The sequence below is a fragment of the Clostridiales bacterium genome, from assembly GCA_017569285.1.
Taxonomy (GTDB): domain Bacteria; phylum Bacillota; class Clostridia; order Christensenellales; family Aristaeellaceae; genus Aristaeella.
On the sequence record CP069419.1, the window covers coordinates 1,663,625 to 1,678,066 of the forward strand.

Genomic DNA, 14,442 nt, shown 5'->3' on the forward strand with positions numbered 1-14,442 from the left:
GGCGGATCCGCAGGATGGCGCGGATCCGCCCGCCCGGGCACATTTTTTGTATTTTGGTTGAAAAAGCCCGCCGCCCGGCATATGATTAGTGGGCAAACATCCCGAAGGAGTTGAATGATTCATGGCTTTTGAACGTATCGGAATCCGCCCGGCGGAAATCCTGCTGCCGGCGCCCTCCGTAAATCCGGAAACCTGGGCCTGCATCGCCTGCGACCAGTACACCTCCGAACCGGAATACTGGCAGAAGGCGTATGAAACGGCAGGGGATGCCCCCTCCGCCCTGCGGCTGATCCTCCCGGAATATGACCTGAAACACGGGGAAGAACGGATCCCCGCCATCCACGCCGCCATGGCGGACTACCTGGCCAAAGGCCTTCTGGTCCCCGCAGTGGAAAACGGTTTTGTACTGTGCGAGCGCTCCGTACCCGGCGGCAGCCGCCTGGGCCTGGTCTGCACGGTAGACCTGGAGCAGTATTCCTTTGAAAAAGGCTCCCTGCCGCTCATCCGGCCGACGGAGCAGACCATCGCGTCCCGCCTGCCCCCGCGGCTGGTCATCCGCCGCGGCGCGCCGGTGGAGCTCACGCATATCATGATCCTGATCGACGATCCGGACCGTACGGTGCTGGAGCCCCTGCGCGCGCAGGAGGATTCCCTGCGGAAGCTCTACGATTTCGACCTCATGATGAACGGCGGCCATCTGCGCGGCTGGGCCGTGGAAGGCGAAGCCGGCCTCGGCCATGTGGATTCCAGCCTGAACGCCCTGCTGGATACCCTGGGCGAAAACCCGCTGCTGCTGGCAGTCGGAGACGGCAACCACAGCCTCGCCACCGCCAAGGCCTACTGGAATGAAATCCGGGAGACCCTGCCGAAAGCGGATCGGGAAAACCATCCCGCCCGGTATGCCCTGTGCGAAATCGTCAATATCCATGATACCGCCCTGCTCTTTGAGCCGATCCACCGGGTGCTCACCGGGGTCAAACCCGTGGAAGTGCTCGCCGCCTGGCGGGATTATGCCGCCGCCCGCGGCATGACGCTGACCTCCGGCGGCGAAGGCCATACGTTTACCGTGGTTTCCGCAGGCGGTGAAGCTCAGGTGGTAGTAGGGAATCCCGAAGGCGCAATCCCCTGCGAAACCGTCCAGAAGTTCCTGGATGATTTCCTGGCCGCCCATCCCGAAGCGGAAATCGACTTCATCCACGGCGAGCAGTCCCTGCGGACGCTCGCGGGTGCGGAAGGCGCCATGGGCTTCCTCCTCCCGGAAATCGACAAGAATACCTTCTTCGGCGATGTGGAGCGCCTCGGCGTCCTGCCCCGGAAAACCTTCTCCATGGGCGAAGCCGACGAAAAGCGGTATTATATGGAAGCCAAGCGGATCTGATCCAAGGCATAACAAAACTCCGCCGGAATGCTCCGGCGGAGTTTTCATATCGGTCAGGCCTGCAGCTCGAAAGTCACCTGTACGGCGCGGGAGAGGAATCCGATCTCGCTGATCGGAACGGTCTCCGCCTCGTATTCCCGGTCATAGCTCTGCAGCAGTACCTGCCGGTCATCCAGCACCTTCACCTTCCGCAGGTACCGGTGCTCCTTGTAATTCATCAGCATGATCGCGCCGTCCACCGGGCTCTGCGCCGGTACGGTCAGCACGATGTCGCCCTTGTGGATCCGGAATCCGCGCATGCTGTCATCCGGCGCCAGGTAGAAGAATACTTTGTCCGGGTTCGCGCCTTCGATGCGGCCGTTTTCCACGGGCACCAGCCGGTATGCCACCGGCTTCATCACCGCGTTCATCACCGGCACGCGCTTCAGCACGCTCTGCAGGGCGTCCAGCCATACGCTGCCGGCCACGCCCTCATCCTCCGAGGAGGCGGCCAGTTCGGCTTCCTTCTTCGGCGGCTTCTTCACCGCTTCCGCAAGCCGGGGCTGCACCTGCGCCAGGTCCACGGTCGCCGCAATATCATCCAGCGTGAATTCCGCTTCCGTCTGCTGCTTCAGCCCGATCGCCTTCAGGATCCGGCGGGCCTGATCATCCGCGATAATCCGCGTACCGGCTTCCACCGCCACCAGGTAACTTTCGCTGACGCCGCATTTGCGGGCTACCTGCTTCGGGGTCATCTTCTGGCGGATCCGCTCCGTGCGGATCAGGTCTCCCAGTCGGCTCACCCTTTCAGCCCCGCTTCCTGGCGTTCCATGTTCTCCACGACCACGTCGTAAATCTCGCCCAGCGTGGAGCAGTATTCCAGCACCTTCCACGGTTCGTTGGTGTGGTAGTGGATCTTGATCAGCTCATCATCGCCCACCGCCAGCAGGCAGTCGCCCTTGAAGTTGTTGGTGAAATAATCGTTGATCGCATCCTCGTCCAGGTTCTTGCCTTCAATCAGCAGCTGTGTGTCAAACTTAAACTCCAGCATGATCTCTGTCGCTCCTTCCGTCTTATCCGCGGTTCTGTCAAAACCGTGCATAATTTACCATCGAATGCCGGAAAAGTCAATTCTCCCGGTCACTTCGCCTCGGCCCAGTTCTTCCCCTGGTGAACCTCCGCCACCAGCGGAACCCGCAGCTCCATCGCGCCTTCCATCGCTTCCCGCAGCAGTCCGGCAGCCTGTTCCGCTTCCTCCGGCGGGCATTCCAGCAGCAGCTCATCGTGCACCTGCAGGATCAGCCGGCTCTGCATCCCGGCTTCCCGCAGCGCCTTGTCCACCCGCACCATCGCCAGCTTGATGATATCCGCCGCGGTTCCCTGCACCGGCGTGTTCATCGCCGCCCGTTTTCCGAATTCGCGCACCGGCGCCTTCGGGGACTGCAGCTCCGGCAGGTACCGCCTCCGGCCCATCAGCGTGCGGGCATACCCGTTCTTCACGCCTTCCGCCGCGAATTCATCCATGAACCGCTTCACCCCGGGGTATTTCCGGAAGTATTTCTCAATGAATTCCGCGGCTTCCCGGCGGCTCACGCCGGTATTCCGGCTCAGGCCGAAGCCGCTGATGCCGTAGATCAGGCCAAAGTTCACCGCCTTTGCGCGGCTGCGCAGCTCCGGCGTCACCCAGTCCTTCGGCACGTCGAAGATTTCCGATGCCGTGCGCGTATGGATGTCCTCGCCGTTGCGGAAGGCCTCCAGCAGCGCCGGATCGCCGGAGAAATGCGCCATCAGGCGCAGCTCAATCTGGCTGTAGTCGGCGTCCAGCAGGATCCATCCCTCCCGGGGGAGGAACGCCTCGCGGATTTCCCGCCCCTCCTCCGTGCGCACCGGAATGTTCTGCAGGTTCGGTTCCGAGGAGGAAATCCGCCCGGTAGCTGTCGCCGTCTGGTCAAATGTGGAATGCACCCGGCCTCCCGCGTCCACCAGGGGCAGCAGGCCTTCGACATAGGTGCCGTTCAGTTTCGCCAGCTGGCGATACCGCAGCAGCGGCTCAATCACGTCCGGCGCGTCCCACCGCAGGCTTTCCAGTACCTCCGCCGAAGTGGAATAGCCCTTGCTGGTCTTTTTCCCGTGGGGAAGACCCATCTTTTCAAACAGTACTTCGCCCAGCTGCTGCGGGCTGTTCAGGTTGAACGCCTCGCCGCCGGAGGCCGCAATCACTTCATTCCGCCGCCGGTCAATTTCCGCGGCGTATTTCTTTCCCAGCTCCCGCAGGAACGCGGTATCCACCGAGAAACCGGCTTTTTCCATCCGGAACAGCACAAAGCTCAGCGGCATCTCCACATCCCGCATCAGGGGCATCATGCCGTCCGCTTCCACCTGGGCGCGCTGCCACGCCTGCAGGGAGCACAGCGTGGCCGCGTCCTCCGGCAGGTCCGGGCACAGCGCCTTCATGCGGTAGCTCTTTTCCTGCGGGTTCAGCAGGTAGGCTGCCAGCATCGTATCCCAGCCAAAGGTTTCCGGCAGGGGAAGGCCCGCCCGGTCCAGCCGCCGCAGCCAGGTCTTTCCGTCGTGCACCACGGCGGTGCCTTTGCGGATTTCCTCCGCCAGCAGGCCCAGCACCTCGCCCGGATCCATGCCGGGATTCAGCAGGTCGCCGCCGAGTGTGATCACCGCCCGCGCGCCGCTTTCCTTCGCCATGGAAACCGTCAGGTCATCCATCCACAGGCACAGCGCGCCTTCTTCGCCGGCGGCCTTTTCCAGCCACGCGCGGATGGCCTCCGGGCTGTCCGGGGTGTCCGCCGCGCGGAACTGCAGCATGGCCATCGCGGGGCGGGCTTCACCCGTTCCGCCCTGGGCCGCCGCGCCGCCTTCGCCGTCCGTTTCCAGGCGCTTGATAATGCTGTTCAGTTTCAGCTTCTGCAGCGCCGGAATGCCTTTTTTCAGGTCCGGCAGCTGGCAGTCCGAAAGCCGGAATTCCACCGGCGCGTCCCGCCGGATCGTCGCCAGCTGCTTGGAAAACCGGGCCTGTTCCGCCCAGGTTGCCAGCTTTTCGCCCAACTTTCCCTTGACGTTTCCGGCGTTGTTCAGCACATTTTCCAGCGTGCCGTATTCCTGCAGCAGCTTCACCGCCGTCTTGTCGCCGACGCCCGGAACCCCGGGGATATTATCGCTGGAGTCCCCGGCCAGGCCCTTCCAGTCCGTCACCTGCGCGGGGGTAAACCCGTATTCCTCATATACCTTTTCCGGCGTAAAGCGGATCGTCTCGGAGATGCCCTTCCGGGTAAACATCAGTTCCGTTCCGCCGCCCACCAGCTGCAGCGCGTCCCGGTCGCCGGTCAGCACCAGCGGCGCCGCGCCGGCATCCGCGCCCTTCAGGCTCAGCGTACCCAGCAGGTCGTCCGCCTCCCAGCCCTGCAGGGAATACCGGCGGATGCCCATATCGTCCAGCAGGGAATGGATCGTATCAAACTGCTGCCGAAGTTCCGGCGGCGTGGCGGCCCGCCCGGCCTTGTATTCCGCGTATACCGTGTGGCGGAAGGTCGGTCCGTGCTCGTCGAAGCATACGGCGGCATACTGCACGTTCTCCTCGCGGATCACCTTCAGCAGCATGCTCAGGAAGCCGTAAACCGCGTTGGTATATACCCCGTCCGCGTCCATCAGGGGCAGTGCGTGGAATGCCCGGTGCATCAGGCTGTTTCCGTCCACCAGCAGGAATGTATCTTTCATGGTATCCTTGTCCTCACAGTGTTTTTCTTTACATATTATATGAAACGTCCGCTTTTCTGTCCATTCTTTTCAAAAAGGGGGAATCATGGTATACTTTGTTCCGGTTATATATGATAGAAACAGGCCGATGCCGCTTGCGGCAGGCGGCCGGGAAGGGGCGGATCCGGCATGGCGTATAAAGTCGGTGTGGTTTCCCTCGGCTGCAACAAAAACCGGGTGGATACCGAGATCGCGCTGGGCCTGCTGAAGGACCGGGGCTATGTCTTCACGGCGGACCCGGCCGAGGCGGATATCCTGATGGTCAATACCTGCGGGTTTATTGAGTCCGCCCGGGAAGAATCGATCAACACCATCATCGAGATGGGTGAATATAAAAAAACCGGCCGCTGCCGCGCGCTTGTGGTCACCGGCTGCCTGGCCCAGCGGTATGAAAAGGCCCTGCTGGAGGAACTGCCGGAGATCGATCTGCTCCTCGGCGTTAACCAGTATGCCTCCCTGCCGGACGCACTGGACAAGGTGCTGGGCGGAAGCCGCGTCAGCCGCTGCCAGGATGATTTCAGCTATCTTGAGCACGACCGCGTACTCACCACCCCCGGTTATTCCGCCTATGTACGGATCGGGGAGGGCTGCTCCAACCGCTGTGCCTTCTGCGCGATCCCGCTGATCCGGGGTCCCTACCGCAGCCGGAAGGAAGCGGATATTCTCGCTGAAATCCGGTCCCTGGCTTCCCGGGGCGTGCGCGAGCATATCCTGGTCGCGCAGGATACCACCCGCTACGGAACGGACGGGGGAAAGCATTCCGCCCTGCCGGACCTGATGCGTAAGGCCGCCGCGATCGACGGGGTGGACTGGCTCCGCGTGCTCTACTGCTATCCGGACGAAACCAGCGACGAGCTGCTGGACGTCCTTGCGGAGACGGATAATATCTGCCCCTATCTCGATATCCCGATCCAGCATGTCAACCGGGAAATGCTTCGGGCCATGCGCCGCCGCGGTACCCGGGAGGATATCATGCGCTGCGTCCGCGGCGCGCGGGAGCGCAGGCTGACCCTGCGTACCAGCCTCATCGTCGGCTTCCCCGGTGAAACGGAAGACCAGTTTAAGGAACTGCTGGACTTTGTGGAAGAAACGGAGTTCGACCGCATGGGCGCATTCATCTTCTCCCCGGAGGAGAACACGCCCGCCGCGGATATGCCAAACCAGGTCCCGGAGGAAATCAAGCAGGAACGCTTCGACCGCCTGATGACGCTGCAGCAGTCCGTTTCCCTGAAGCGGAATACCGCCAGGATCGGCAGCATCGAACAGGTGCTGGTCACCGATACGGGCGAAGACGGCGTATGCCTGGGCCGGAGCAGCCGGGAAGCCCCGGAAACAGACGGGGAGATCGTTGTGGACTGCGGCGAAACAATGCCCGCCGCCGGTCAGATGATTCCCGTGGAGATTACCGGCGCGGATACCTATGACCTGAGGGGGAAAATGCTGTGAACCTGCCAAATAAACTGAGCATCATCCGGGTTGCGCTGATCCCGGTGATCGTAATCCTGCTGTACCAGCCATCCGATGCCTGCCGCATCATTGCCGGCGCGCTGTTCATCATCGCGTCGCTGACGGACTTCCTGGATGGATATATTGCCCGGAAGTACAACCTGGTCACCAATTTCGGCAAGTTTATCGATCCCGTGGCGGACAAGCTGCTGGTGCTCACCACGCTGATCATGCTGCTGCACCGCGGCCAGACGGAAGCCTGGATCATCATCATCATTCTCTGCCGTGAACTGGCGGTGGACGGGCTCCGCCTCGTGGCTGTGACCCAGGGAAAGGTCATTGCGGCCAGCCCCTTCGGCAAAATCAAAACCACCTGCCAGATGATCATGATCATTGCCGCCATCCTGCTGAACCAGTCGGCTTTCTCCACCTGGTATATGATCATCCTCACGGCCGCGGCCGTTGTCATGACGCTGTTCTCCGCCGTGGATTACTTCGTGAAGAACCGCGCGGTTTTCAGCGAAAACTGACTTTATCCACAGGTTTTTTATCCACAGCCTGTGAATTATGTGAGATTTGTGGATAAAATGTTTTCCTTCCGGATCATTTTCATCCGGATACAGGTTCGGTCCCAGGGAGCCACCCGGTTTTCCGGTCCAAAAGAAGGAGTTTTTTCCGGGTAAATGGAATATACTCTGGAAGAACTGTTGATAACCGGCGGGTTTGTCCACATATTCCGCAACACGGGAATTCCTTTGTTTTCGTTATCCGGGAGGGTTTTCCACAGGATTCACACCCCCTATAACGATGACGAATATTGAATATATATATTAATAATAATTATCTCCACCGCAAACAGGGAAAGAGGTTGAACCGAATGATTTTCAGCATGAACGCGCAGGATCTCCTGGAAGGCCTGAACACCGTTACCCGGGCATTGTCCGCCCGGCCGGCCAAACAGATTCTGGAAGGTGTATTGATTTCCGCGGATGACGGGAGGGTGCAGCTGACCTGCTCGGACGGTTCGCTGGTCATTGAATATACGAATGCCGCCGCCATCCAGGAGGAAGGCCAGGCAGTGCTTCCGGGCCGCCTGTTTACGGAGCTGATCCGTAAGATGCCTGCCGGCACGGTGAATATTTCCGTTACGGATAATCGTACGGCCACCATCCGCTGCATGAAGAACCGCAGTAACCTGGCGGTGATGAACGCCGCGGAATATCCGGAAATCAATCCGCTGTCCGGCGGGTCCCAGGTCAAGATCCCCCAGAAGAAGCTGAAGGACATGATTTCCCATGTGGTCTTCGCGATTGCGACGGATGAAAGCCGCCAGATCCTGACGGGCAGCCTCCTGGAAGTCAGCCGGAACGAAGCGCGTCTGGTTGCGCTGGACGGATTCCGCCTGTCCATGCAGAAGCTGTTCCAGCCCTTTGAGCTGCCGGAAGGGAAGGACGTCGTCAAGGCGATCATTCCCGGAAAGGTGCTCAATGAGCTGTCCAGGATCCTGCCGGATGATGACGCGTTCTGCACCATGATGTTCAGCCAGAACCGCATGCAGTGCACCTTCGGGAATATCCGCCTGTCCAGCGTCCTGCTGGCCGGGGAATACATTGATTACCGCCGGATCCTGCCCACGGACTTCAAAACGGAAGCCCGGGCCAACCGGACCGCGGTGGCGGATGCAATCGAGCGCGCGAGCCTGATGGCGCGTGAAGGAAAAAACAACCTCATCAAGATGAGCTTCCGCGGGAATGTACTCCGCATTACTTCCAACGCCGAGCTGGGTGATGTGGAAGAGGAGATGGAAGCTTCCCTGATCGGCGAGCCGGTGGATATCGCGTTCAATGCCCGGTATATTACGGATGTCATCCGCAACGTATCGGACGAGAACCTCTGCATGAAGTTCAATTCCAGCGTCAGCCCCTGCGTGGTGGTCCCGCAGACCGGTGACGAGTATATTTACCTGATTCTGCCGGTGCGTGTATTTCAATGATCATCCAGAATATCACACTGCGTAATTTCCGGAATTACCGGGAGATGACACTCCTTCCGCACGAAGGAGTGAATCTCTTTTTCGGCCCAAATGGCTCGGGCAAAACGAACCTGCTCGAAGCCATCCATTACTGTGCCCTGGGAAAGAGCCACCGGATCACCGGGGACCAGAGTGCGGTGCGGATGGGTGAACCGTTCGGCGTGTGTGAAGTCACAGTGATGACCGGCGGAGTGCGCCGGAAAATTACAATTCGTTTGGTACCTAACGAATTAAACAAGAAAACAATCCTGATTGACGGCAAGCGGATCCAGCGGTTTTCGGACATGATGGGCTGCCTGCAGTGTGTTATCTTTTCCCCGGAGGACCTTGGGCTGATCAAGGAAGGTCCGTCCCTGCGCCGCAGGTATCTGGATATGATGATCAGCCAGATCAACCGGGGGTATTTTATTGCCCTGCAGCAGTACCGGTCCGGGCTGGAGCAGCGCAATGCCCTGCTGCGGAATCTGCGGGTCAATGGCGGAACCGGAAAAAACCTGCTGCCGGATTTTGAGCAGGCCATGGCCGGGCCGGCCGCCGCGATTGTGGCCGGGCGCATGAAAATCGTAGAGCTGCTCAGCGACCTGGGGGCGGAAACCTACCGCAATATTTCCGGGCTGGAGCGGGAAGAGTTCCGGGTCAGCTATCATTCCTCCCTGCGGGAAGCGGAAAACCCGGAGGAAGCGTTTCTCGCGCAGATGGCGGAAAACCGGGAAGACGATATCCGGACAGGGGTCACGTCCGTCGGCCCGCACCGGGATGATCTGAACCTGTCGCTGAACAAAAAGAACATGAAGGTATTCGCGTCACAGGGGCAGATCCGGACAGCCGCGCTGAGCCTGAAGCTGGCCCAGATGAAAGTCCTCCGGCAGGTCGGCGGGGAAACGCCGGTTCTGCTGCTGGACGATGTGATGAGCGAACTGGATAAAAACCGGCGGTGCCGGCTGGTATCGGAAATCAGTGATTACCAGACGTTTATCACCTGCACGGATGAAAGCGACCTGGAGCTGGACGGGGATTATCGGGTGTACCGCGTCAGCGCGGAAGACGGGGAAGCGAATATTGAGGAGACAAACGCCGGCGAGTCGATTCTGCTTGCGGAACTGTCGGAACCGGATTTCAGTTGAATTGTTTCACGTGAAACAATCACCGGGGTGAGAATATGACGCAGTGGACAGAACAACAGAAAATGGTGATCAGTTCGGATGAGCGGAAGCTCATCTGTTCTGCTGCGGCTGGAAGCGGAAAAACCGCGGTGATGATCGAACGGGTCCTTCGGCTGATCCGGGAGGGTGCGGATCCGGAAGCATTCCTGATTGTAACATTCACCAACGCAGCTGCTGCGGAAATGAAGGAAAAAATCAGGAAGCGTATGCGGGAGGAGCGGAAGAATCCGAATATCCGGGAAGCATACAATAAAATTGACATGATGGAGATCTCCACCATCCACAGCTTCTGCCAGCGGCTGATCCGGCAGGAATTCCAGGCGGCGGGTGTGGATCCCATGTTCCGGATCTGTGAAGCCGGAATCCGGCAGAAGCTGTTTGATAACGCATTCAGTAATGCGTGCAATATCCTTCTGAAAAACAGCGACCCGGATTTTGAAATTTTCAGGAAGCGTTTTGAAAAGGATGAAACGCAGAAGATTGTCAGTTCGGTTTATACGTTTATGCTGTCCCTGCCGGATCCGGAAGAATGGCTGGAAATGGCATGCGGCGGAGTGCCGGAACAGATTGACAGCAGTCATCCATGGTTCCGGTATGCCGGGGAGATTGTCAGGGAAAAGCTGAATACGGCTTCGATCCTCCTTCGGCAGCAGTACCGGATGTTTGATGAGGACGGACACCTGGAGCAGTACCGGGATGTATGGGCGAAGGACAGCGAACTGTTTCACGTGAAACAATTGTGGACAGAAGGACAGGAAGTCCAGCCGGAACAGCTGGATATGCCTTTCTGCCGCATGCCGGGTATCCGGGGGCTGAACCTGATGGAATCCGGCTGGAAATCCCGGTATGAGGAAATCAGGAAGAAGCTGAAGAAGCTGAATGAGGATATTGGAAAACTGATTTTCCCGGATCCGGAAAGAATCAGCGGGGAATTCAGGAACATGAAGGAATCGCTGGCGGCGCTTCGGAAGATCATCCTGCTGACGATGGAGAATTTTGAACAGGCCAAGCTGAAAATGCGGGTGCTGGATTTCCAGGACCTGGAGCATAAATCCCTGAAAATCCTGCGTTCGGCAGAATACCGGCAGTCGGTTCAGCAGCGCTGGAAGTATATCTTTGTGGATGAGTGCCAGGATGTATCCGCGGTACAGGATGCGATTATCCAGGCGCTGCTCGGGGATGAAAACAGCCTGTTCATGGTGGGCGATGTCAAACAGAGTATTTACCGGTTCCGCCTGGCGGATCCGATGATCTTTATGCGGCGCTCCCGGGAATACCTGCAGCCAGATACAGAAGGCGACTGCCTTTCCCTTCAGATGAATTTCCGCTCCCGTCCGGAAATCCTGGAAACGGCAAATACCGTTTTTCGCGATGTGATGCGGGAATCCACCGCGGAGATGGATTATACTCCGCAGGAAGAGCTGATTCCCGGCCTTGAGGCGGAAGGAAACTTCCCGGTCATGGTAGACCTGCTGGAGCCGGTGCCGGAAATGGAATATCAGGACACGCTTGCGGAATATATCGCCGGGCGTGCGCGTGAACTCAGGAATGAAGGATTCAATTACCGGGATATGGTTATCCTGATGCAGAAGGTCAGCACGGATGCACCGAAGCTGGTGGAGGCGCTGGCCGCGCGGAATATTCCGGTGTTCTTTGATGGTGGTGCAGATTTCTATACGCTGGATGAGGTACAGTCTTTCCTACGGCTGCTGGAACTGCTGCAGAATCCATATCAGGATCTGCCGCTGATTTCATCGCTCCGGAATCCGCCGTTCATGTTCAGTGAAGAGGAACTGGCGGGAGTCCGCCTGTGCGCTTCCGGCAAGGTGCCTTTCTGGCAGGCGTTTGAGATGTGCGCCGGGAAGGACAGTCCCGTCGGAAAGCGCTGCGCGGCGGCGAAGCAGAAGCTGGATGAATGGCGGGAACTGTCCAAAGTGACGCCCCTGGGAACGTTCCTGTTCCATCTGGCGGGGGATTCAATGCATTATGCGATGGCCGGCGCTTCACCGGCCGGGCATACGGCCCAGAAGAATATCCGCCTGCTGTGCATGCAGGCGGATGCGGTTCAGGATGCGGGAATCTATACGATCCGGGATTTCCTTTCCTATGCAGCGGACCAGGCGTCCGGCGGGGATACGCGCGCGGCGGCGCCGCTGGCGGAAAATGATGACGTGATCCGGATCATGACGATGCACAAGTCCAAAGGCCTGCAGTTTCCGGTGGTGTTCTGCCTCGGGCTGGACAAGGAGATGAAGGGCCGTCCGGATGCGGCGGTTCTCACGGATGCGGAGCTGGGGATTGCCCTGCGGTATAAGGATGCGGATCTGCGGATTTCCAGGAAGACTGCGGCGGATGAAATCTTCAGCTGGAAAAAGGAACGGGAAGAGCGGGCAGAACGGATCCGTCTCCTGTATGTGGCGATGACCCGCGCACAGCAGCGGATGTTCCTGGCCGGGATTACGGAAGACCGGCTGAACTGGCAGCTGCCGGCAGGTGAGCACCGGATCCAGTCGGCCCGGGATTTCCTGGACTGGATTGTGCCTGCACTGCGGGATGCGGAAAAATTGTCCACAGGTTGTGCACATCTCACAAACCACTGGAAAATAAGGGTTTGTGAGGTTAATCAACAGGAAAATGTGGAAAACGCACCGGTTATCCACAGCCTGGAAGAATGGCTTGATTCCTTGCTTTCTCAAACCCCTGTGGATGGACTGTGGAAAGAATCGCACGAGGAAGCGGTCAATCCGGACCGGATGATCAAGCGGTCGGTTACCGCAATTATCCGCAAGGCGGAGCAGGAAGCGTTCGGCCCGGAAGACCAGGAGGAAACGCCGGAAGAAAAGCGGATTCCGGAGAGGTTCTCGCGGGCGCTGAAGAAATATGAAATGAACCGGCTGCCGCCGTTTATGACGGTGCCGCCGGAAAAACAGGGCGCCTGGCGCGGAACGGTGACCCACCGCTTCCTTTCACTGGCGGACCTGGAGCGGATCCGGGCGGCCGGTCCGGTACTGGAGGCGGAAATCATCCGGATGAAGGATGAGATGCGGGCTTCCGGGATTTTCCGGGATGAGGAAGCGGATGTGATCGACGCGGCGGACGTCGCCGGGTTCTTCTCGTCTGAAATCGGGAAGCGGATGCTGGCCAGCCCGGAGATTCACCGGGAATGGGGCTTCAATCTTTTCCGGGAGGAAGAGAATCTTCTGGTGCAGGGCGTCATCGACTGTGCGTTCCTGGAAGGCGGGGACTGGATCCTGCTGGATTACAAAACGGACCGGATTGAGGATCCGGAAGCGTTCTGCGATGAATACCGGCCCCAGCTGGCCTGGTACGCGGCGGCGCTCGAAACGCTCACCGGACGAAAAGTACGTGAAAAATGTCTGTACGCGCTGTCCACCGGTCAGGTTTTTCCGGTATGATGCAAAAACGGGGTTTCGTTTATCAAAACCGGGCATGTTTCTGACCCGAAAATCACAATCCAAAGGAACTCCTCCCTCCGGGTATCCGGAAGGAGGAGTTTTCCACAGCGCGCAAACGCTTGATTTATAAGGGATCAAAGATTTCCAGATCCTGAAAGCAAGAAAATACAAGGGTTTCAGAAACCCACAGCCTTTTGTGGAAATCCGTGAACGGATGTGGATAACCTGTGGATAACGGTGGAAAACATTGAATATCAACAGGTCAAACCTCATCCTCGCTGTTTTCGGAAAGGCCGGGAATCGGCAGGTCGCTTTCGGAGAACGGATTGTCCCCGTCCAGTTCCGGATCCAGGAAATCCGAAGCCGTTTCGTTTTCCGGTTCACCGTCCTCGTTTTCGCCGTTTTCGGCCTTTGCCGGGGTGTCTGTAATCCGGATCGGTGTCACATTCAGGTAGCCTTCATCGTCCGTCTCAATGCGGAGGGTATCGCCGTACAACGGCATGGCGATTACTTCCGTATCCCGGCTGGACGCGGTCCGCGCGTATTCCAGCGCGACGTCCGCCCGGTGGAAGTAGTGCATCGGCACGAGGATCTGCGGTTTGACGCTCATGATGAAGTAGTTGGCGCCGGCTTCGTACATCGCGCCCTGCCGGGGATCCACCGGGAAAAAGGCGATATCGATGTCCTGCCCGCTGATCGTGGAGACCACTTTGCGGAATTCCGCGTCGGCTTCCTCGATATCCTGCATGGAGGATTCCTCCCGCCAGTGCCAGAAGTTGAGGTCCCCGGCGTGGAAAACGCGCAGGCCGTTGAAATCGACCAGGAAACTCACGCCCAGGTCGGTGGAGTCATAGGCGGTGACGTCCACACCCGGTACGGGAGAATAGGTATCCCCGGGGGCCATGCGCTTGCCGCGCGTGCCGACCGGCATGTCGGAAGAAACGATATAGGAGACGTTGGTCAGGTCTTTCCAGGTAAATACGATGGGATCCAGGTGATCGATGTGCTCGTGGCTGATAAACACCACAACGTTCGGAAAGGAGCGGATCTGTTCCTCGCTCAGCTGCCGGTCTTCAGTCAGCTCCATGTCCTCTCCGCGCCAGTAATCAAATACCAGCAGGGTATCGCCGCTCGCGACGGAGAAACCGCTGTGGTAATAATGCACGATCGTATATCGGGTACTCAAAAAAACTGCCACCTCCATGGCCGGAAGGCGTTGGCGGGACGACCGCAAAAACGCCTGTCATCATGAAAAACACC

10 protein-coding genes are annotated in these 14,442 nt (G+C 58.8%); 6 read left to right on the forward strand and 4 right to left on the reverse strand.

Going from position 1 to position 14,442, the window contains the following annotated elements; all coding sequences use genetic code 11:
• Positions 1-121 precede the first annotated feature (121 nt).
• Positions 122-1,378 carry a DUF1015 domain-containing protein gene (locus tag JNO48_07135; protein ID QTE66998.1) on the forward strand — a complete coding sequence of 419 codons (1,257 nt, stop codon included), beginning with the start codon at positions 122-124 and terminating at the stop codon, positions 1,376-1,378.
• Positions 1,379-1,431: 53 nt separating this feature from the next.
• Here the strand turns inward: JNO48_07135 and JNO48_07140 are convergent, their stop codons facing one another.
• The 3 genes from JNO48_07140 to polA form a co-directional block, all read right to left on the reverse strand.
• Positions 1,432-2,160, reverse strand: a complete 729-nt coding sequence (locus tag JNO48_07140; protein ID QTE66999.1) for a LexA family transcriptional regulator — start codon at positions 2,158-2,160, stop codon at positions 1,432-1,434.
• Positions 2,157-2,408, reverse strand: coding sequence for a kinase to dihydroxyacetone kinase (locus JNO48_07145; GenBank protein QTE67000.1), 252 nt, complete (start codon positions 2,406-2,408; stop codon positions 2,157-2,159). Before JNO48_07145 ends, JNO48_07140 begins: the two co-directional genes overlap by 4 nt.
• 89 nt (positions 2,409-2,497) lie before the next feature.
• Complete coding sequence (gene polA, locus JNO48_07150; GenBank protein ID QTE67001.1) at positions 2,498-5,086, reverse strand: DNA polymerase I; 2,589 nt, start codon at positions 5,084-5,086, stop codon at positions 2,498-2,500.
• Positions 5,087-5,254: 168 nt separating this feature from the next.
• On the opposite strand from polA, the gene rimO reads away from it, so the two are divergent.
• From rimO to JNO48_07175, 5 genes are all read left to right on the forward strand, one after another.
• Positions 5,255-6,571 (forward strand): 30S ribosomal protein S12 methylthiotransferase RimO, encoded by a 1,317-nt coding sequence (rimO, locus tag JNO48_07155; protein ID QTE67002.1) that lies wholly within the window; start codon positions 5,255-5,257, stop codon positions 6,569-6,571.
• Positions 6,568-7,101, forward strand: coding sequence for a CDP-diacylglycerol--glycerol-3-phosphate 3-phosphatidyltransferase (gene pgsA, locus JNO48_07160; protein ID QTE67003.1), 534 nt, complete (start codon positions 6,568-6,570; stop codon positions 7,099-7,101). The genes rimO and pgsA overlap by 4 nt, the downstream gene beginning before the upstream one ends.
• A 347-nt stretch (positions 7,102-7,448) precedes the next feature.
• Complete coding sequence (gene dnaN, locus JNO48_07165; protein QTE67004.1) at positions 7,449-8,564, forward strand: DNA polymerase III subunit beta; 1,116 nt, start codon at positions 7,449-7,451, stop codon at positions 8,562-8,564.
• Positions 8,561-9,727, forward strand: coding sequence for a DNA replication/repair protein RecF (recF, locus tag JNO48_07170; GenBank protein QTE67005.1), 1,167 nt, complete (start codon positions 8,561-8,563; stop codon positions 9,725-9,727). Before dnaN ends, recF begins: the two co-directional genes overlap by 4 nt.
• Before the next feature lie 35 nt (positions 9,728-9,762).
• The gene (locus tag JNO48_07175) at positions 9,763-13,182 is read left to right on the forward strand and encodes a UvrD-helicase domain-containing protein (protein QTE67006.1); all 3,420 of its coding nucleotides are present in this window, start codon (positions 9,763-9,765) and stop codon (positions 13,180-13,182) included.
• Between the two features lie 262 nt (positions 13,183-13,444).
• Here JNO48_07175 and JNO48_07180 read toward each other — a convergent pair whose 3' ends face one another.
• Positions 13,445-14,368: an MBL fold metallo-hydrolase gene (locus JNO48_07180; protein QTE67007.1), complete on the reverse strand. Its 924-nt coding sequence runs from the start codon at positions 14,366-14,368 to the stop codon at positions 13,445-13,447.
• Positions 14,369-14,442 lie beyond the last annotated feature (74 nt).

What these genes read in the sequence shown, in the direction of transcription:
- JNO48_07135 (QTE66998.1), top strand. Translation starts at nt 122, where the DNA reads ATGGCTTTTGAACGTATCGGAATCCGCCCGGCGGAAATCCTGCTGCCG.
- JNO48_07145 (QTE67000.1), bottom strand. Translation starts at nt 2,408, where the DNA reads ATGCTGGAGTTTAAGTTTGACACACAGCTGCTGATTGAAGGCAAGAAC.
- polA (QTE67001.1), bottom strand. Translation starts at nt 5,086, where the DNA reads ATGAAAGATACATTCCTGCTGGTGGACGGAAACAGCCTGATGCACCGG.
- rimO (QTE67002.1), top strand. Translation starts at nt 5,255, where the DNA reads ATGGCGTATAAAGTCGGTGTGGTTTCCCTCGGCTGCAACAAAAACCGG.
- dnaN (QTE67004.1), top strand. Translation starts at nt 7,449, where the DNA reads ATGATTTTCAGCATGAACGCGCAGGATCTCCTGGAAGGCCTGAACACC.
- recF (QTE67005.1), top strand. Translation starts at nt 8,561, where the DNA reads ATGATCATCCAGAATATCACACTGCGTAATTTCCGGAATTACCGGGAG.
- JNO48_07175 (QTE67006.1), top strand. Translation starts at nt 9,763, where the DNA reads ATGACGCAGTGGACAGAACAACAGAAAATGGTGATCAGTTCGGATGAG.